We start from the raw sequence: 17,391 nt of genomic DNA, 5'->3' as shown, positions 1-17,391 counted from the left end.
ACATGGCGAGGTCACGCAACGTCCTGCTGATCGTGACCGACCAGTGGCGGGGCGACAGCCTCGGCCTGCTGGGCCATCCGGCGGCGCGGACGCCCAACCTCGATGCCCTGGCGCGGGACGGCGTGCTGTTCCGGCGCCACTTCGGGCAGAGCGCGCCCTGCGGCCCGGCGCGCGCCTCGCTGCTCACGGGTCTCTACGTGATGAACCATCGCGTGGTGGCGAATGGCGTGCCGCTGGATGCGCGCCACACCAACTTGGCGCTAGAGGCGCGCCGGGGCGGGGTGGATCCGGCGCTGATCGGCTACACCACCACCATCCCCGACCCGCGCGCGGTGGGGACGCAGGATGCCCGCTTCGCCGAGATCGGCGACGTGATGGATGGCTGGCGCGTCGTCGCGCATTTCGACGAGGTGGAGTTCCGCAACTGGGCCGCCTGGGTCGCGCATCGCGGCCATCCGGTGCCGGAGGACCCGCAGGATCTGTGGCGCCCGGCCGAGGGACCGTCCGGCCCCAGCGCCGCCCCGGCCCGGATCCCCACCGCGCTGTCCGACACCGCCTGGTCGGCGGAGCATGCGGTCGAGTTCCTGCGCGGCACGCGCCCGGGCCGGCCCTGGCTGCTGCATCTCGGCTTCTTCCGACCGCATCCGCCCTTCGCCGCGCCCGCCCCCTGGCACGAGGCGGTGGCCATGGACAGCATCCCCCCGCCGCTCCGCGCCGCGACCGCCGCGGCGGAAGCCGCGCAGCACCCGCTCCTTGCGCATTGGCTCTCGACGCAGAAGCGCGGCAGCTACTTCCAGGGCGCGGAGGGCCCGATGGCGACGCTCACCGATGCCGAGGTCGCGCTCGCGCGTCGCGCCTATTTCGGCCTGATCGCGGAACTGGACGACGCGATGGGCCGCGTGCTGGCGGCGCTGCGCGCCGGCGGCCAGTGGGACGACACGCTGATCGTCTTCACCTCCGACCATGGCGAGCAGCTCGGCGACCACGGGCTGTTCGGCAAGCTCGGCTGGTTCGACCAGAGCTACCACCTGCCGCTGATCATACGCGACCCGGACGCGGCGGCCGCGGGCGCACGTGGGCGCGTGGTGGAGGCCTTCACCGAATCCGTCGATCTCATGCCGACGCTGCTCGACTGGCTCGGCCTGCCTGTCCCGCGCGCCTGCGACGGGCTCTCCCTGCGCCCCTGGCTGCATGGCGCGACGCCGTCCGCCTGGCGCGACGCTGTCCATTACGAATACGACCTGCGCGGCGGCTGGCCCGATCCCTGGCGCATGCCGCTCGGCATCGGGGTGGACGAGGCGGCGATGGCCGCGATGCGGACGGCCCGGTGGAAATACGTGCACTTCGCCGCGCTTCAGCCGGTGCTCTATGACCTGGAGGCGGACCCGCAGGAGATGCGCAACATCGCCGGCGATCCGGCCAGCGCCGGCCTCCTCGCCGAGGCCGCGGGGCGGATGCTGTCCTGGCGCATGGCGCATGCGGACCGCACGCTGACGCATCTCAGCGCGACGCCGCGCGGCCTTGCGGATCGGCGCGTGCCGGGCGGCGTCGTGGCCGGGCGCGGGGCAGGGGGCCTCTCCTGAGACCGCGACGGCGGCATCAGGCCGGCGGGCTGGCGGCCGCGCTCTCCCGGCGGAACCACCCGCGATAGGCGCTGGGCGCAAGTCCGGTGCGGCGCCGGAGATGCAGGCGCAACGCCGGGACGCTGCGGAAGCCGACGGCCAGCGCGACCTCCTCCACCGGCAGTGCCGTCGTCTCGAGCAGGTCGCGCGCCCGCGCCACCCGCTCCTCCAGAAGCCAGGCCCCAGGCGGCATGCCGACGGCCTCGCGGAAGCGTCGGTGCAGCCCCCGCGTACTCGTCGCCGCCTCCGCCGCGAGCCGCGCGACCGGCCAGTCCTCCGCCAGGCTTTCGCGCACGCGGTCGAGCGTGGCGGCAAGCCGCGATCCGCTGGACCTTTCGCGCGGCACCGGACGCGTCACGCGCTGCACGCGGCTCCCGTCGCGATGCGGCGGCACCACCAGGCGCTCCGCCACGCTGTTCGCGGCATCCGGACCGAAATCCCGCCGGATCAGGTGCAGGCACAGGTCGAGGCCCGCCGCGCTGCCCGCCGCGGTCAGCACCTGCCCCTCATCCACGTAGAGCACGTCGTGCACAAGCGTCAGCCCGGGATGACGCGCGGCCAGCGCCTCGAAATGCCGCCAATGCGTGGTCGCCCGCCGCCCGTCCAGCAGGCCCGCCGCGGCCAGCACGAAGGCGCCGGAGCAGAGCGAGAGGATGCGTGCCCCGCGCGCCGCCGCCGCGCGCAGCGCCGCGCACAGCGCCTCCGGCACCGGCTCCGTCGTGCCGCGCCAGCCTGGCACCACGACGGTGCCTGCCTGTTCCACGAGGTCCAGGCCGCCATCCACCAGCACGCGCACCCCGCCCGCGGCGCGCAGCGGTCCGGGCTCGGCCGCGGCGACGGCGAAGCGGTACCAGCCCTCGCCCATCTCCGGACGGGGCAGGCCGAACACCTCCACGGCGCAGCCGAATTCGAAGGTGCAGAGCCCGTCATAGGCGACGACGACGACAAGGCGGTTCGCGGGCGGCCCAGGGCGCGCTCGGTCTGGCACGATCCTGCGTGTCGCTGGCATGGGGGCGGCTCACCTCCGTCAGGGCTGCGGCCCCATCCTAGCCGCCCGCGCCGCGCCGCGGCGCGGCGATCCTGCCACCGAGGAGGCCTGTTCATGCCAAATCCCGTCACTGACGTGCCACCCGCCTCGCCAGCCGAGGCGCTGGCGCATTTCTCGCGGCGGCTCGTGTTCGAGACCGACTGCGCCGACGTCTTTGCAACGCTGCACGACGCCGCCGTGCGGCAGGCGGCCCCGGGTGTCGTCGTTCTCGATGTGCGCGGCCGGGCTGCCTATGCGGCCGGCCATGTTCCGGGCGCGATCAGCCTGCCGCACCGCGACATCACCGCCGAGAGGCTGGCCGCCTGGCCGCCCGGCACGGTCTTCGTCACCTACTGCGCCGGGCCGCATTGCAACGGCGCGGATCGCGGCGCCATTCGCATCGCGCGGCTGGGCCGGCCGGTGAAGACGATGCCGGGCGGGATGACCGGCTGGATCGACGAGGGGCTGCCGCTCGCGACCGGTCGCGATCCCGGAGCCGCCGCGCCGCCAGCGCAGGCAGGGGCGGCGGAGTGAGGAGGCCGGCGTGGCCCCGGGCTACGCCTTCGCGCGCCGCACCAGTGCCAGCAGCCGCGGTTCCGCGGCCCGGTGTGCCGCGCGTTCGATGGCGCGGTAGTCGGCCACGAGGTTGCGCCCGGCATCGGTCAGCGTCGCCCCGCCGCCGCGATGGCCGCCCGTGCTTGCCTCCACGACCGCGGTGCCGAGCAGCTTGTTCAGCGCGTCCACCAGGTCCCAGGCGCGCTTGTAGCTCATCCCGAGCGCGCGTCCCGCCGCCGAGATCGAGCCTTCGCGGTCGATCGCTTCCAGCAGGCCGATCTTGCCGGGTCCGATCCGCCCTTGCGGCAGGTCGATGCGAAGGCTGAGCAGGCCGGCCTCGGGCTGGCCGGCCGGTGGCTGGCGCGTCATGGCGGCAGCGTAGCATCGGCGCGCGCCCGGGCCACGTGCCGCGGCCTCACCGCGCCAGCGCGAAGCCGAGGCGTTCCCAGGTCGGCTGCGCCTCGGGTCCGGCCAGGAACGCAAGCAGGGCGCGGGCCTGCGGATCGCGTTCCGCGCGGCGGGTCAGCGCAAAGGGGTAGGTGATGGGCGCGTGGCTCTCGCCGGGGAAGGTGCCGACGACGCGCACGCCGGCGCTGGCGAGCGCATCCGTCGCGTAGACGATGCCGAAGGGCGCCTCGCCGCGCTCCACCAGCAGCAGCGCGGCGCGGACGTTGTCGGCCCGGGCGAGGCGCGGGGCGAGCGCCTGCCACTGGCCCAGCCATTGCAGCGCCGCCTGGGCGTAGCGGCCCACCGGTACATGTGCGGGATCGCCGGTTGCGATCCGCCCCTGCGGACCCAGCAGCGCGACGAGGTTCGTGCCGCGGGCGAGCGCGACGGGCCGTGCCGCGTCGGCAGGCGCGACGAGCACCAGCGCATTGCCGATCGGGCTGACCCGGGAGGCGTTCACGATCAGGTTGCGCTGCTGCAGGTAGTCCATCCAGGGCTCGTCGGCCGACATGAACAGGTCGGCCGGCGCGCCCTGCTCGATCTGCCGCGCGAGCGCCGAGGAGGCCGCGAAGGAGAAGCGCGGCGACGGATTGCCGCGTGCCTGCCACTCCTGCCCGAGCGCCCGCAGCGCATCCGTCAGGCTCGCCGCCGCGAAGACGGTCGTGGCCTGCTGCGCGCGGGCCCGGCCTGCGAAGCCCAACGCCGCGAGGCCGCCGAGCAGGGAACGGCGCAGCATTGCGTCCCTCCGGACCGTTATGTGCATCCGGATATAGCGCGACGAACCGCCGGCGTCCACGCCGTGAGCGACGCTCCCGGCCGCCGGCCCTTCAGCGCGGCCCGCCGGCGATGCCGAGTTGCTTGCGCCAGTCGTCGTCGCGCGGCAGCGAGGGATTGGACGGCCGCTTCAGGTAGTAGGGAATCAGCGGCTTGTAGAGCGTGTAGAGCCGGCGCAGCTCCGCGATCGGCTCGTCGTTCTCGTCCACGCGCAGGTCCACCAGCGCATAGCTGCGGTCCTGGTGGACGATCAGCGCGGAGGAATACTGCCCGGCCACCTGGCCGCCGGCATCCCGTCCGGCTTCCAGCGCGACGAGCAGGCGATGGGCCAGCTCTCCCCGCGCTGCCTCGAAGCCGTCCATCATGGCCTGCGCGACCCGGTCGTTGGACAGGCGGTTGCCGGCCACGACGACGTTGCGGCGGGCGATGTGGCCGCGCCATTCCTCGTTGCTGCTGCCGGTGCGCGCGGCGGTGTTCCCGTCCTTGTCGATCACCATGATCTGCCGCCATTCGATGTTGGCGGGCCCGTCGCTGTCCGCCAGCTCCTGCAGCACCTTCTGCGCCGAGTAGCCCATCTCCAGCAGCTTCAGGCCCAGCGGGCCGAGGCGCGGGTCGCCATTCGCCTGCACCACGAGCCCGCCGATGTGCGAACGCACGAAGGGGCACTTGGCGCCGATCGCGATCGGGCGCGTCGCGATGGCCATGCCGAACTGGCCCGTCTCCTCGCAGCGGGCAAGCAGAGAAAAGGTCACGCGATGTCCTCCCTTGGGGTCGTTCAGCCCGGCTGCACGCCGGCGCGGCGCACGATGTCGCCCCAGCGGCCGACCTCGGCACGCACATAGGCGGCGAACGCGTCGGGCCCCATGCCCGAGACCTCGTTGCCGAGCGCGTCGAGCCGTCCCTTGATCTCCGGATCGGCCAGCGCGCGGGAGATCTCGGCATGCAGCCGATCGATGATCGGGCGCGGCGTGCCGGCCGGCGCGAAGACGCCGAACCAGACGGCGGCGGCGTAGCCTGGAACGCCCGCCTCGGCCACGGTCGGCACATCGGGCAGCACCGGCGCGCGACGCTCCCCGGTCACGGCCAGCGCTCGCAACTGCCCGCTGCGCACCAGCGTCACGACATCGGGCATGTTGTGGAAGCCGAGCTGGATGTGCCCGGCGACAATGTCGGCCACGGCCGGCGCCGCGCCGCGATATGGCACGTGCAGCATGTCCACGCCGGTCATCACCTTGAACATCTCCCCCGAGAGATGCTGGGAACTGCCGTTGCCGGCCGAGGCGAAGCTGAGGCGCCCCGGCTCGCGACGCGCCAGTGCTATCAGCTCCTGCACCGAGGCGACGGGCAGCGCTGGATTCACCACCAGGACGTTCTGCACGGTCGCCACCATCGTGACCGGCGCGAAGTCGCGCACGGGGTCGTAGGTCAGGCCGGGGATGATCGCGGCCGCCGTGGCATGCGTCGGCGAACTGCCCATGACGAGCGTGTAGCCATCGGCCGGCGCGCGCGCGACCTGGGCGGCGCCGATCGTGCCTGTCGCGCCGGGGCGGTTCTCGACGATCACGGGCTGGCCGAAGGCGGCGGCCAGGCGCTGCGCGATCAGCCGGCTGAAGGTGTCGTTGCTGCCGCCGGGCGGCCACGGGCTGACCAGCGTCACCGTGCGCTGCGGCCAGGCCTGCGCGACCGCCGTGCCCGGCGTCGCGGCGGGCAGCGCCGCGGCCGGCAGGAGAAGGGCGGAGCGACGCGTGAGTCGGATCATCGGTGTCTCCCTGGCTGTTGGCGTGCGGCTAGCCTTGCTTTGGGTACAGCGTGGCGGCGAAGTGGTAGCGGTCCGGGTGGTAGTGGGCCTCGAAGATCTCCATCGGCTCGCCGGCCGCATCGACGTAGATCCGCAGCGCGCGCAGCACCGGCGCGCCGCGTGGGATGCCGAGGGCCTGCGCGACCCCGTCCGGCGCCGCCACGGCCGAGACGACCTGCCGCGCATGGTCGAGCCGGACGGGATGGCTACGCTCGATCAGGCGGATCGTCGGCAGCGGGCCGGCGATGTCGGCGGTGGAAACGCGTGCGGCGATGGCCGGCGGGAACCAGAAGGCGATGTGCACGATCGGCTCGCCATCCGTGACATGGTTCAGCCCGACGACGCGCAGGCAGCACGCGGTCTCCGGCAGCCCGGCGAATCGCGCGACGTGGTCCGGCAGCGGGCCGCGGTCGGACGCCAGCACGACCATCCGGTTCAGCATCAGCACGTCGTCGATGAAGCCGGTCAGCACGACGGATTTCGCCATGTGTTCGGCGTCGGCGATGAAGGTGCCGGAGCCTCGCCGCCGTACGATCACGTGCCGCGCGGCCAGCTCGTCCAGTGCCTTGCGGATGGTGATCCGGCTGACGCCATAGGCCCGGCAGAGCTCGCTTTCCGGCGGCAGCGGATCGCCCGGCTGCATGCGGCGCTGACCGATCGCCTGGAGCAGGTCTTCGGAGACCCGGCGGTACAGCGGCACGAGCTCGGCGCTCGGCGCCGGCCCCAGCTCCGGACGCGCGCCGGGCAGGGCGGCGGGCCTCCAAGTTGTCATGACATCATGCTCTGTTGACCGGCAGGCGGCTGTCAACGCCAGAGCGCGGGGGCTCTGAAGGGTCAGAGCATGGGAGGGCGGCGGCGTGCCGGAACGCCGGCGCAGCGTCAGGAATGCAGCCGCGGCGGCCCGCCGTGCTTCGCGGCGACCAGGCGCAGCAGGTCGGCCACGCTTTCGCAGGCCTCGGCTTCGGCGCTCGAGATGGCGACGCCGAATCGCTCGCCCATGGTCTCGATCACTTCTGCGCGATCATGGTCGTCACAGGCGAGGGCCTCGGCAAGGTCGAGGTGCAGGTGGGCATTCCAGGGCTGCAGGCCGAGCACGTCCGACAGCACGGCGCAGAGCCGTGGCAGGTGCTGGATGCTGGGAAGGAGGGAGTCCTGGAACATTGCTGGCGGGCGCTTCGATAAGCGGGACTCTGTAGCAGGGTCGCGCATGGGGTGGCAGGGATTCCGCATCCGGCCCCTGCCTTTCCTCCTCTTGCTGACAAAACGTTACCAAGTGGTGTCGGCGCGCGTTTCGCGTGTTTCGCCGCCGGTCCGCGCCGCCTAGTCCGATCGCAAGTTGTTGGCCCGGATGATCGGCTCCCACTTCACAAGCTCCGCCCGCAGGAAGTCGCCGTACTCCTCTGGCGATCCGTGCTGCGCCTCCAGTCCCTGCCGGGCCAGGGCCGCGACCACCTCCGGCGTCTCCAGCGCACCGCGCACCGCGGCATTGAGCCGCGCGATCACCGGGGCTGGCGTGCCCTGCGGCGCGAGCAGCCCGTAGGCGCTGAACACCTCGTAGCCCGGCACCCCCGTCTCGGCGATGGTCGGCACGTCCGGCAGCGCGCGCACGCGTCGCGGCGTGGGCACCGCCAGCGCACGCAGGCGGCCATTCTCCACATTCGGCAGGGCCGTCGGGGCGGTGGAGAAGGCATAGTCGAGCCGGCCCGCGATGAGGTCGGTCATCAGCGGCGCGCCGCCGCGGTAACTGACGCCCTGGGTCTCGATCTGCGCGACGCGGTCGAGCAGCAGTCCCGACAGATGGCCCGAGGTGCCGACGCCGGAATAGCCCCAGTTCAGCGCGCCGGGACGGCGCCGCGCTTCCGCCACCAGTTCGCCGGCCGTCCGCCAGGGACGGCCGGCGGGCACGACGAGCACGCCATAGGCCTCGACCAGCGTGCCGATCGGCGCAAGGTCGCGCAGCGGATCGAAGGGCAGGTTGCGATCCATCACAGGGTTCACGATCAGCGGCCCGATCGTGCCGAGCAGGATGGTGTAGCCATCGGGCGCGGCGCGCACGACGGCCTCCGTTGCGATGTTGCCGCCCGCACCGCCGCGGTTCTCAATTACGACCTGCTGGCCGAGCAGTTCCGACATGCGCGGCGCCACCGCGCGCGCCGCGCCATCCGTCGCGCCGCCCGGGGCGAAGCCGACCAGCAGCCGGATCGGGCGGCTGGGAAAGGCGGCCGTCTGCGCCCGGGCGGGGGACGCGACGCCCAGCATCGTGCAGGCGGCAGCCAGGACAGCGCGGCGATTAGGCATCTGGCGTTCCTCCCTGCCTTGCCCGGCAGGATCGAAGCGCGCCGCGCGGGCTGTCAATCGCCGGCCCCGCGCCGTGTCGCACGCGTCGCGGCCGCCTCCGGGCCGTGCACGCGCTGGGCGGCCCCTCGCCACCGGCAGCCACGCAACCATCTATCGGCGGTCATGGACGCGGCGGGCGGATGCCTGTGGCGCATCATCGGGAGCCGACTGCATGAGTGCTTCGTCCGACTACGTCCCGCCGAAGGTCTGGACCTGGAACAAGGCGAATGGCGGCCGCTTCGCGAACATCAACCGCCCGGTCGCCGGCCCCACGCATGAGAAGGAACTCCCGGTCGGTCGCCACCCCCTCCAGCTCTACTCGCAGGGCACGCCGAATGGCGTGAAGGTGACGGTGATGCTCGAGGAGCTTCTCGCGCTCGGCCATCGCGGCGCGGAGTACGATGCCTGGCTGATCCGCATCGGCGAGGGCGCGCAGTTCGGCTCCGGCTTCGTCGCGGTGAACCCGAACTCCAAGATCCCGGCGCTGATGGACCGCAGCGGTCCGACGCCGATCCGCGTCTTCGAATCCGGCGCCATCCTGGTCTACCTGGCCGAGAAGTTCGGCGCTTTCCTGCCCACCGGCCCGGCCGAACGCGCCGAGTGCCTGTCCTGGCTGTTCTGGCAGATGGGCAGCGCACCCTATCTGGGCGGCGGCTTCGGCCACTTCTACGCCTATGCGCCGTCGAAGATGGAGTATCCGATCGACCGCTTCACGATGGAGGTGAAGCGGCAGCTCGACGTGCTCGACCGTCGGCTTGCCGAGAGCGAATACGTGGCGGGCAGCGCTTACACCATTGCCGACATGGCGATCTGGCCCTGGTATGGCGGGCTCGTGAAGGGGTGGCTCTACGGCGCCGCGGAGTTCCTGGACGTGCAGTCCTATAGCCACGTCCAGCGCTGGGCGGAGATGATCGGCGCGCGTCCGGCCGTGCAGCGCGGCCGCATGGTCAACCGCACCTCCGGGGAGCCTGCGAGCCAGCTGTGGGAGCGGCACGACGCCAGCGATTTCGAGACCAGGACGCAGGACAAGCTGGCGACAGGCGCGTGAGCGCCGCCGGCGACAGCCGGCACGCACGCTGACCCTCGGCCGGCGGCGCGCCGCCGGCCGAGGGCCACGGAAGCCCGGGACGGCGCGCGGGCCCGGTTGCCGCAATCGTTATCGCGTGGCGCTGCGCTTGGCCCTGGGCTGGTTCTGGTCGGCCGCCTCCTGCTGCTCCGGCTCCGGGCAGACCGTCACCTTTCCGCCGCGCGCATGGAACTCGGCGATTAGGCGCGCCGTCTCGTCCTCGCCTGGTGGCCCGCCGGCGGCCCGGACGCGCGCGACCTGGGCCGCGATGAGCTGTGCCTGCCGGAAGCGTTCCCGATACGCTTCGGCGCGGGCCGTCGTCGGCGATGCCTCGGGGCCTGTCTCGCGCTTGGGCGTGTCGTCGATGGTGCTGCTCTCCATCGTGACGGGGTACCAGCCGGCGGCCGCCCATGCCAGTGCAAGGCGCGTCACCTCAGCGTCAGTGGTTCGCGGGCGCACGGGTCCGCCCGTGCAGCCATTCGCTACGACTGCGTGCGCTTCCGCGCCAGCGCGAAGGTGGCGAGGATCGTCACCAGCATCAGCAGCGTCGCGACCGCCGCGACGGTCGGGCTGATGTTGTCCTGCACCCCGTCCCAGATGCGGCGCGGCAGCGTGACGACGCCGCGGGAGGTGATGAACAGCGTCACCACCAGCTCGTCCCAGGAGGTGACGAAGGCGAAGGCGGCGCCGGCCAGGATGCCCGGCCGCGCCGCCGGCAGCACCACGCTGCGCAGCGCCCGGGCGGGCGATGCGCCGAGCGAGCGCGCCGCCATCTCCAGCCGCTGGTCGAAATCCGCCAGCGAGGCGGAGACGGTGATCAGCACATAGGGCAGGCCCTTCATGCCATGCGCCGCGATCAGCCCGGCATGGGTGTCGATCAGCCCGAAGCCCACCCAGGCCCGGTAGAAGCCGAGCGCATGCACCACCGCCGGCACGATGATCGGCAGCAGCATCAGCATGCGGATGAACTCCGACAGGCGCGAGGACAGGCGCCAGCACCCGACCGCGGCCGAGGTGCCCAGCACGACAGCCATGGCCGTCGCGCCGATCGCCACGATCAGGCTGTCGCGGAACGCTTCGAGCCAGGTGGGGTCGTCGAGGATCGCGCGGTAGTGGCGCAGCGACCAGGTCGCGCCGGGCAGCGACAGGAAGCGCTCCGGCGTGAAGGAGACCGGGATCACCACCGTCAGCGGCAGGATCAGGAACAGCACCACGATCCAGCCGACCAGCGCATTGCCGCGGAGCCCGGTATCGCGCATGGCCCTACTTCGCCCCGAACATGGCGCGCACGTCCACGATGCGGCTGACCGCGGCCAGCAGCAGCAGGACGGAGAGCAGCAGCGTGGTCGCCAGCATGGTGCCGAGGCCCCAGTTCAGCGTCTCCTGGATCTGCACCGCGATGTATTCGGCGATCATGATCACGCGCCCGCCGCCCAGCAGCGCGGGCGTGACGTAGAAGCCCAGGGAGAAGATGAAGCAGAGCACGCCGGCCGAGAACACGCCCGGCAGGCTGAGCGGCAGGAAGACCCGGCGGAACGACTGCCAGCGGCTCGCGCCCAGGCTGCGCGCGGCCGGCACCAGGCGCAGGTCCATCGCCTGCATGCTGGCATACATCGGCAGCGCGGCATACGGGATCATGTAGTGCACCATGCCCAGCACGACGCCGAACTCGTTGCGCACCAGCGGGATCGGCGCGTCGATCAGGCCCATGCCCATCAGGGTGGAATTCACCACGCCCCGGCTCTGCAGCAGCGTCAGCCAGGCGAAGGAGCGGATCAGAACGGAAAGCCAGAAGGAGGCCAGCAGCGCGCCCAGCATGATCGCCCGGCGCCGCCCGTCCATGTGCACCAGTGCATAAGCGATGGCATAACCGACGACCAGCGCGATGGCCGTCGTGATGATGGAGATCCGCGCCGTGTTCCACAGGATGCGCTGCAGGGCCGCGCTCTCGACCAGGCGCGAGAAGTTCTGCAGCCCCGGCCTCGGCTCCGTCACCGAGAGCCACAGCACCGTCGCCAGCGGGTAGAGGTAGAGCACCGCAAGCACCGCCAGCGGCACGAGCACGAGCGACCAGTAGAAACGCCTCACGCCAGCCCGTCCGCCCCCGACTGCGCGGCAAGCCTATCGACAAAGGACTTGCCGGCGCAACAGCCGCTGCGCAAGCTTGCCGTTCCGAGAGACGAGGATGGAGTGCCCAGGATGGACGACGCCGCCATTTCCTTCGCGGAAGACCAGGTTCGGATGCTCAAGGAGATGACGGACGGACGACGCATCCGCCGTCGCCGCTTCCTGGCCGCGGTCGCGGCGCTCGGCGTGCCGGCCTCCGCCTTCACCCTGACCCCGGTCTCCGCCCAGGCGCGGGAGATCGTGCTGGTGAACTGGGGCGGGGATGCCATCGGTGCCTTCCGCGAGGCCTTCGTGGAGCCCTGGGTGCGCGCGGGCAATCCGCAGCGCGTGCCGATCGACGGCGCGGGCCCGTCCTCCGCCCGCATCAAGGCGATGGTGGAAAGTCGCCGCGTCACCTGGGATGTCTGCGACCGAAACCTGCCGGCCTCCATCGAGCTCGGCCAGCAGAACCTGCTGGAGGAGATCGATTATTCCATTGTGGATCGCGGCAAGGTGCGGCCTGAGCATGCCGGGCGCTGGGGCGTCGGCAACTACATCTTCTCCTTCGTTCTGGCCTGGGACACGACCGCCTTCGGCGGCCGCGCGCCGTCCAGCTGGGCGGATGTGTGGAACCTGCGGGAGTTTCCGGGCAAGCGCATCCTGCGCCGCCACATCGACGGCCAGCTGGAAGCCGCGCTGCTGGCCGATGGCGTGCCGCCGGACCGGATCTATCCCATCGACGTGCGCCGCGCGCTGAACAAGATCCGCGAGATCCGCCAGCACACGGTGTTCTGGGGCACCGGTGCCGAGAGCCAGCAGCTCTTCCGCGACCGCGAGGTGGTGATCGGCAACATCTTCAACACCCGCGCCAGCGTCATCCGTCGCGACACCAACAACCGCGTGGACTACCGCTACGATGGCGCCAGTTCCTGGGTCGGCGCCTGGATCGTGCCGAAGGGCAACCCGGCCGGCCGCGATGCCTTCCGCCTGATCGCCTCCACCCAGGACCCGGCGCAGCAGGTGCAGCTCTACCGCCTGCTCGGCAACGGCCCTGTCAACCCGGCCGCATCCGCCATGCTGACGCCGGACGAGGCGAAATACGATCCAGGCGCACCGGCCAACTGGCGCGTTGCCATCCCCGCCAACGCCGAATGGTACGCCGAGCACTCCGCCTCGGTTCTCACCCAGTTCCTGGAGGCGATCGCTTCGTGATCTACGACACCGCCCGCACGCCTGCGGACGTCCTGCTGTACGACGACCTGAACTGGCCGCAGGTGGCGGAGGCGATCGCGGCGCGTGCCTCTGTCATCGTGCCGCTCGGCGCGACGGAGCAGCACGGGTCGCACCTGCCGCTGGGCACCGACACCTACCAGGGCCTCGACGTGGCGCGGCGCGCCGTGCTGAAGCTGCGCGACCATGGCATCCCGCTGGTCCTCGGCCCGGCCGTCGCCTTCGGGCCGCGCCAGTTCCTCAGCGAGGCGCCGCGCGACTTCCCTGGCACCATCGGCCTGACCCACAACACGCTCAAGCTGCTGATCGAGGAGATCTGCCGCGAGCTGATCCGCCACGGATTCCGCCGCGTCTACCTGCTGATGGCGAATGCCGAGACGGACCCGGTGATGCAGATCGCGGCGAAGGAGGTGACGGACACCACCGAGGCCGAGGTCATCACGCTGAACTGGCTCGTCGGTGCCGCGCCGGAATACGGCGCCTTCAAGCAGTCCAAGCTGCCGCAGGGCCATGCGGGAGAGGGCGAGACGGCGCGCATCCTCGCCATCGCGCCGCATCTCGTCCACATGGACAAGGCCCGCACCTACCACCCGGACGTGCCGCCGCCGGCGGCGCATGGCGACAAGATGCCCTATCTCGGCGGCGGCGTCGGGCGGTACAAGTACGGCGCCGCCGCCTTCCAGGGTTTCGACGACGGCATCTGGGGTGACCCGCGCAATGCGCGCGTCGAGGACGGGCACGGCGCGCTCGACCTCTTCGCCGGCTGGGTCGCGAAGGTGGTGGCCGCCGACTGGAAGCTCGATGGCGGCTGAGGCCGGCCTGCGCGAAAGGCTGGAGCGGGAGGTCCTGCCGGACCTCCTGCGCCCGGTCGGCGAGGCGCGCGGCCTGCCGCACTGGGCCTATACCGACCCGGCGGCGTGGGAGCTGGAGCGGCGGACGGTGTTCCGCGAGGGCTGGATCGGTGTCGCCTACGACAGCGACCTGCCGAAGCCGGGCGACTGCTTCCCCGTGGAGTATGCCGGCCACCGGCTGCTGCTGACGCGCGGCCAGGACGGCGTCCTGCGCGCCTTCCACAATCTGTGTCCGCATCGCGGCATGCCGCTGCTGGACGCGCCGCGCAGCAACTGCCGCACCATCGCCTGTCCCTGGCACGCCTGGACCTTCGGCCTGGATGGCGCGCTGGTCGCCACGCCGAACATCGGCGGCGTCAACCGCCATGCGGATCCGTCCGCCGAGCCCGTCGGCCTTGCGCCGCTGGCCTGCGGCACGTGGCTCGGCGTGGTGTTCGTGGATATCTCCGGCCGCGCCGGGTCGCTGGCCGACTGGCTCGCGCCGATGCAGGCGCGGCTTGCCGCCTTCGACCTCGCCCTGACCGAGGAGGCGCCCGGCGAGGCGGTGGACCACGTCTATCCTGCCAACTGGAAGCAGGTGATCGAGGGCGCGGTCGAGGACTATCACATCCCCTGGGTGCACAAGCAGGTCGGGCCGCAGGGGCGCTACGAGGCGGTGGTCGGGCAGCGCTTCCTCGGCGTCTCCTCCTGGCGCGACATGGCGACGGCCAAGGCCCGCCTGCCGCCCGGCCCGGACGGCGTGGAGCCGGAGCCGCTGCCGCTCTTCCCGCACCTGCCCGCCAGCGGGGAGTTCGAGGCCTCGCTGATCCTGACCATGGTGCCGAGCCCGGTGGTCGCAGCGCAGATCGGCCATGTCGCCGTCTCGCTCTACGTCCCGCTCGACCCCACGCGCACGCTGGTGCGCCGGCGCTTCCGATTCCTGCGCGAAGCGGCCTCCGGCGAGCGCCACGCCGCCGCGCGCCGCCGCGTGCGCGACAGCTGGCAGATCGTCACCGACCAGGACGCGTGGGTGCACGAGGCGATCCAGGGCAGCCTGGCGGCGCGGGAGGCGGCGGGATTCCGCGCGCGCTTCTCGCCCTTCTGGGAAGGCGCGGTACATCACTTCCAGGCGCTCGTCGCGGCGCGCATGCTCGGCCGCGACCTGGGCTGAGCGGAGCTTCGGCATGACCGATTGGGGCCTCGATTCCGAGTATGGCCGGCTGACCGACGTGCTGCTCTGCCAGCCCGACCACTACGACTGGTTCCCGATCAACGCGGTCGCGCGCGCCTCGCTGGCCACGGGCGAGCGCCCGGACCTCCAGGCGGTGCGGCGGGAATACCGGGAGATCGAGGACGCGCTGGATCAGGCCGGCGTGCGGCGGCACTACCTGAAGACCGAGCCGCACCTCGGCTACCAGGTCTACACGCGCGACAGCAGCCAGATGACGCCGTGGGGGCCGATGATCACCCACATGTTCAAGCCGATGCGCCAGGGCGAATACGCGCCGGCCATCGCCTTCTACGAGGGGATCGGCTGCCGCATCTGGCGCTACGCCAACCACGGCACCGTCGAGGGCGGCGACATCGCCATCATCCGCCCTGGCCTGCTCGCCATCGGCTACACCGGCACGCGCACCGACCTGGACGGCGCGAGGCAACTGGCCGCCTGGTTCGCGGCCGAGGGGTGGGAGACGCGGCTCGTCCCGCTCGACGAGCATTTCCTGCATCTCGACGTGGTGTTCTGCATGGTGACGGAGGGGCTGGCCGTCGGCTGCCTGCAGGTGCTGGACGATGGCTTCGTCGCCTGGCTGCGCGACCGCGGCATCCGCATCCTCGACACCACCTATCGCGAGGTGATGGACCTGTCCTGCAACCTGCTGGCGCTGGGCGACGACCGCGTCATCTCCGCCAGGCACAGTACGCGGCTGAACGCCGCGCTGCGGGCGGAGGGCATCGCGGTGTACGACCCGGACCTGCGCGTCATCACACGCGGAGGCGGCGGGGCGCATTGCATGACCATGCCGATCCGGCGGGACCGGCTGGCGCGCTGATCAGGCGCGTTCGCGCTCTCGCGTCGTCGCGTCGGCCGGCACGGCAAGGCGTACGACCTCGCCCACCAGCACCAGTGCCGGCCGGCCGCTCGACCAAGCGCCGCCCTCGGCCGCGACGGAGCCGAGCGTGCCGCGCAGGCAGCGCGACCCCTCGCTGCCGCCGCTCTCGACGATGGCGGCCGGGGTCGAGGGATCGAGACCTTCGGCGGCAAGCCCCTGCGCCAACGCCGGCAGCGTGGACAGGCCCATGTAGACGGCCAGCGTCTGCGCCGGGCGCGCCAGCGCCGCAAAATCCAGGTCGAGCCGTCCCTCCCGCGTGTGGCCGGTGACAAGCGTCAGCGTGCGCGCCGCGTCGCGATGGGTCAGCGGGATGCCGGCCTCGGCGGCGCAGGCCAGGGCGGCGGTGACGCCTGGCACAACCTCGTGCGGGATGCCGGCCTCGGCCAGCGCTGCCGCCTCCTCCCCGCCGCGGCCGAAGACGAAGGGATCGCCGCCCTTCAGCCGAACCACGCGCCGGCCCTGCCGCGCCAGGCGGACCAGCAGCGCGTTGATCTCCTCCTGCGGGACGCAGTGGTTGGCGCGCGCCTTGCCGACGAAGATCCGCTCCGCGTCGCGTCGCGCCATGTCCAGCACGGCGTCGGAGACCAGCCGGTCGTGCACGATCACGTCGGCCTCACCCAGCAGGCGCAGCGCGCGAAGCGTCAGCAGGTCGGCCGCGCCCGGCCCGGCGCCGACCAGGAAGACGGTGCCGAGTGGTGTCGCCTCCGCCGCGTCCAGCGCCTGCGCGAAGGCGGCTTCCGCCTCCGTGTCGCGACCTGCCAGCGCGAGGTCGGCGGGCCGGCCGGTCAGCGCCGCATCCAGGAAGCGCCGGCGCGCTGCCACATCCGGCAGGGCGCGGCGGATGCGCGCCTGGAATCGCCCGGCGAGCGCCGCCAGCGCGCCGAGCCGGGGTGGCAGCACGGCCTCGATCCTCTGGCGCACCATGCGCGCCAGCGTGGGCGCGGCGCCGCCGGTGGAGATCGCGACGGTGATCGGGTCGCGGTCCACGATGGCCGGCATCACGAAGGAACACAGCTCCGCGCGGTCCACGATGTTCACCGGGATGCCGCGACGTTGCGCCTCGGCCGAGAGGGCGCGCAGGTCTTCCTCCGGCGCGTCGGCGCCGATCGCGATGGCGACGCCGTCCAGCAGCGCCGGGGCGAAGCGCGGTGCCTGGCGCAGCACCGCGCCGGCACGACGCAGCGGCTCCGCCTTGCGCTCGATCGTCTCGCCCGCGCCGACCAGCAGCGCGGTCCGGCCGGCCAGATCGAGGAAGGCCGGGAAGTGGCGCATCAGGCCGGCTCCGTCGCGCGTGACAGCAGCGCCGCGATCTCCGGCCGGCAGGAGCCGCAGCCCGTGCCGGCAAGCGTCGCCTTGCCCGCTTCCGCCACGTCGCGCGCGCAGCTGGCGCGGATCGCGGCCTCCGTCACGCCGTGGCAGGCGCAGACCAGCGGTGAAGGCGGCGGGCCGCCCGGCCGCTGCCCGGCGAGCAGCGCGGCGCGATCCGCC

20 protein-coding genes are annotated in these 17,391 nt (G+C 72.4%); 7 read left to right on the top strand and 13 right to left on the bottom strand.

Annotated elements, in window-relative coordinates; genetic code table 11:
* The first annotated feature begins 2 nt into the window (after positions 1-2).
* Complete coding sequence (locus tag OZN99_RS02290; RefSeq protein WP_270933547.1) at positions 3-1,583, top strand: alkaline phosphatase family protein; 1,581 nt, start codon at positions 3-5, stop codon at positions 1,581-1,583.
* A 16-nt stretch (positions 1,584-1,599) separates the two neighbouring features.
* Here OZN99_RS02290 and ftrA read toward each other — a convergent pair whose 3' ends face one another.
* The gene (gene ftrA / locus OZN99_RS02285) at positions 1,600-2,610 is read right to left on the bottom strand and encodes a transcriptional regulator FtrA (RefSeq protein ID WP_270933546.1); all 1,011 of its coding nucleotides are present in this window, start codon (positions 2,608-2,610) and stop codon (positions 1,600-1,602) included.
* 114 nt (positions 2,611-2,724) lie between these two features.
* Here ftrA and OZN99_RS02280 point away from each other — a divergent pair, with 114 nt between their 5' ends.
* Entirely contained in the window at positions 2,725-3,183 is a 459-nt protein-coding gene (locus OZN99_RS02280; protein ID WP_270933545.1) for a rhodanese-like domain-containing protein, read from the top strand.
* Positions 3,184-3,204: 21 nt separating this feature from the next.
* Here the strand turns inward: OZN99_RS02280 and OZN99_RS02275 are convergent, their stop codons facing one another.
* From OZN99_RS02275 to OZN99_RS02245, 7 genes are all read right to left on the bottom strand, one after another.
* The gene (locus OZN99_RS02275) at positions 3,205-3,573 is read right to left on the bottom strand and encodes a winged helix-turn-helix domain-containing protein (protein WP_270933544.1); all 369 of its coding nucleotides are present in this window, start codon (positions 3,571-3,573) and stop codon (positions 3,205-3,207) included.
* 46 nt (positions 3,574-3,619) lie between these two features.
* Entirely contained in the window at positions 3,620-4,387 is a 768-nt protein-coding gene (gene modA / locus OZN99_RS02270) for a molybdate ABC transporter substrate-binding protein (protein ID WP_270933543.1), read from the bottom strand.
* Between the two features lie 91 nt (positions 4,388-4,478).
* The gene (locus tag OZN99_RS02265; RefSeq protein WP_270933542.1) at positions 4,479-5,177 is read right to left on the bottom strand and encodes a DUF1028 domain-containing protein; all 699 of its coding nucleotides are present in this window, start codon (positions 5,175-5,177) and stop codon (positions 4,479-4,481) included.
* 23 nt (positions 5,178-5,200) lie between these two features.
* Positions 5,201-6,184, bottom strand: coding sequence for a Bug family tripartite tricarboxylate transporter substrate binding protein (locus OZN99_RS02260; protein ID WP_270933541.1), 984 nt, complete (start codon positions 6,182-6,184; stop codon positions 5,201-5,203).
* Between the two features lie 28 nt (positions 6,185-6,212).
* Positions 6,213-6,995 carry a GntR family transcriptional regulator gene (locus OZN99_RS02255; protein ID WP_270933540.1) on the bottom strand — a complete coding sequence of 261 codons (783 nt, stop codon included), beginning with the start codon at positions 6,993-6,995 and terminating at the stop codon, positions 6,213-6,215.
* A 107-nt stretch (positions 6,996-7,102) separates the two neighbouring features.
* Positions 7,103-7,330, bottom strand: a complete 228-nt coding sequence (locus OZN99_RS02250; RefSeq protein ID WP_270933539.1) for a hypothetical protein — start codon at positions 7,328-7,330, stop codon at positions 7,103-7,105.
* Between the two features lie 213 nt (positions 7,331-7,543).
* Positions 7,544-8,521 carry a Bug family tripartite tricarboxylate transporter substrate binding protein gene (locus OZN99_RS02245; RefSeq protein WP_270933538.1) on the bottom strand — a complete coding sequence of 326 codons (978 nt, stop codon included), beginning with the start codon at positions 8,519-8,521 and terminating at the stop codon, positions 7,544-7,546.
* 211 nt (positions 8,522-8,732) lie between these two features.
* On the opposite strand from OZN99_RS02245, the gene yghU reads away from it, so the two are divergent.
* Positions 8,733-9,608, top strand: coding sequence for a glutathione-dependent disulfide-bond oxidoreductase (yghU, locus tag OZN99_RS02240; protein ID WP_270933537.1), 876 nt, complete (start codon positions 8,733-8,735; stop codon positions 9,606-9,608).
* Between the two features lie 108 nt (positions 9,609-9,716).
* Here yghU and OZN99_RS02235 read toward each other — a convergent pair whose 3' ends face one another.
* From OZN99_RS02235 to OZN99_RS02225, 3 genes are read right to left on the bottom strand one after another with little or no spacing between them, the layout of a single operon-like run.
* On the bottom strand, positions 9,717-10,058 hold the full coding sequence (locus tag OZN99_RS02235) for a hypothetical protein (protein ID WP_270933536.1): 342 nt from the start codon (positions 10,056-10,058) through the stop codon (positions 9,717-9,719).
* 50 nt (positions 10,059-10,108) lie between these two features.
* Entirely contained in the window at positions 10,109-10,885 is a 777-nt protein-coding gene (locus OZN99_RS02230; protein ID WP_270933535.1) for an ABC transporter permease, read from the bottom strand.
* Positions 10,886-10,889: 4 nt separating this feature from the next.
* Entirely contained in the window at positions 10,890-11,714 is an 825-nt protein-coding gene (locus OZN99_RS02225) for an ABC transporter permease (protein WP_270933534.1), read from the bottom strand.
* 111 nt (positions 11,715-11,825) lie between these two features.
* Between OZN99_RS02225 and OZN99_RS02220 the strand changes: the two genes are divergently transcribed.
* From OZN99_RS02220 to OZN99_RS02205, 4 genes are read left to right on the top strand one after another with little or no spacing between them, the layout of a single operon-like run.
* Positions 11,826-12,944: an extracellular solute-binding protein gene (locus OZN99_RS02220; protein WP_270933533.1), complete on the top strand. Its 1,119-nt coding sequence runs from the start codon at positions 11,826-11,828 to the stop codon at positions 12,942-12,944.
* Positions 12,941-13,774 carry a creatininase family protein gene (locus tag OZN99_RS02215; protein ID WP_270933532.1) on the top strand — a complete coding sequence of 278 codons (834 nt, stop codon included), beginning with the start codon at positions 12,941-12,943 and terminating at the stop codon, positions 13,772-13,774. The genes OZN99_RS02220 and OZN99_RS02215 overlap by 4 nt, the downstream gene beginning before the upstream one ends.
* Positions 13,764-14,963 (top strand): aromatic ring-hydroxylating oxygenase subunit alpha, encoded by a 1,200-nt coding sequence (locus OZN99_RS02210; protein WP_270933531.1) that lies wholly within the window; start codon positions 13,764-13,766, stop codon positions 14,961-14,963. Before OZN99_RS02215 ends, OZN99_RS02210 begins: the two co-directional genes overlap by 11 nt.
* Before the next feature lie 13 nt (positions 14,964-14,976).
* Positions 14,977-15,843 carry a dimethylarginine dimethylaminohydrolase family protein gene (locus OZN99_RS02205; RefSeq protein WP_270933530.1) on the top strand — a complete coding sequence of 289 codons (867 nt, stop codon included), beginning with the start codon at positions 14,977-14,979 and terminating at the stop codon, positions 15,841-15,843.
* Here the strand turns inward: OZN99_RS02205 and cysG are convergent, their stop codons facing one another.
* Together cysG and OZN99_RS02195 are read right to left on the bottom strand one after the other, a co-directional pair.
* Complete coding sequence (cysG, locus tag OZN99_RS02200) at positions 15,844-17,175, bottom strand: siroheme synthase CysG (protein ID WP_270933529.1); 1,332 nt, start codon at positions 17,173-17,175, stop codon at positions 15,844-15,846.
* On the bottom strand, positions 17,175-17,391 hold a 217-nt coding region (locus OZN99_RS02195; protein WP_270933528.1), incomplete at its 5' end, for a (2Fe-2S)-binding protein. The genes cysG and OZN99_RS02195, both read right to left, overlap by 1 nt.

The organism is Falsiroseomonas oryzae (assembly GCF_027856955.1).
GTDB classification, from domain to species: domain Bacteria; phylum Pseudomonadota; class Alphaproteobacteria; order Acetobacterales; family Acetobacteraceae; genus Falsiroseomonas; species Falsiroseomonas oryzae.
The sequence above is the reverse complement of the archived record's forward strand: the minus strand, read 5'-3'. Positions and strand labels throughout refer to the sequence as shown.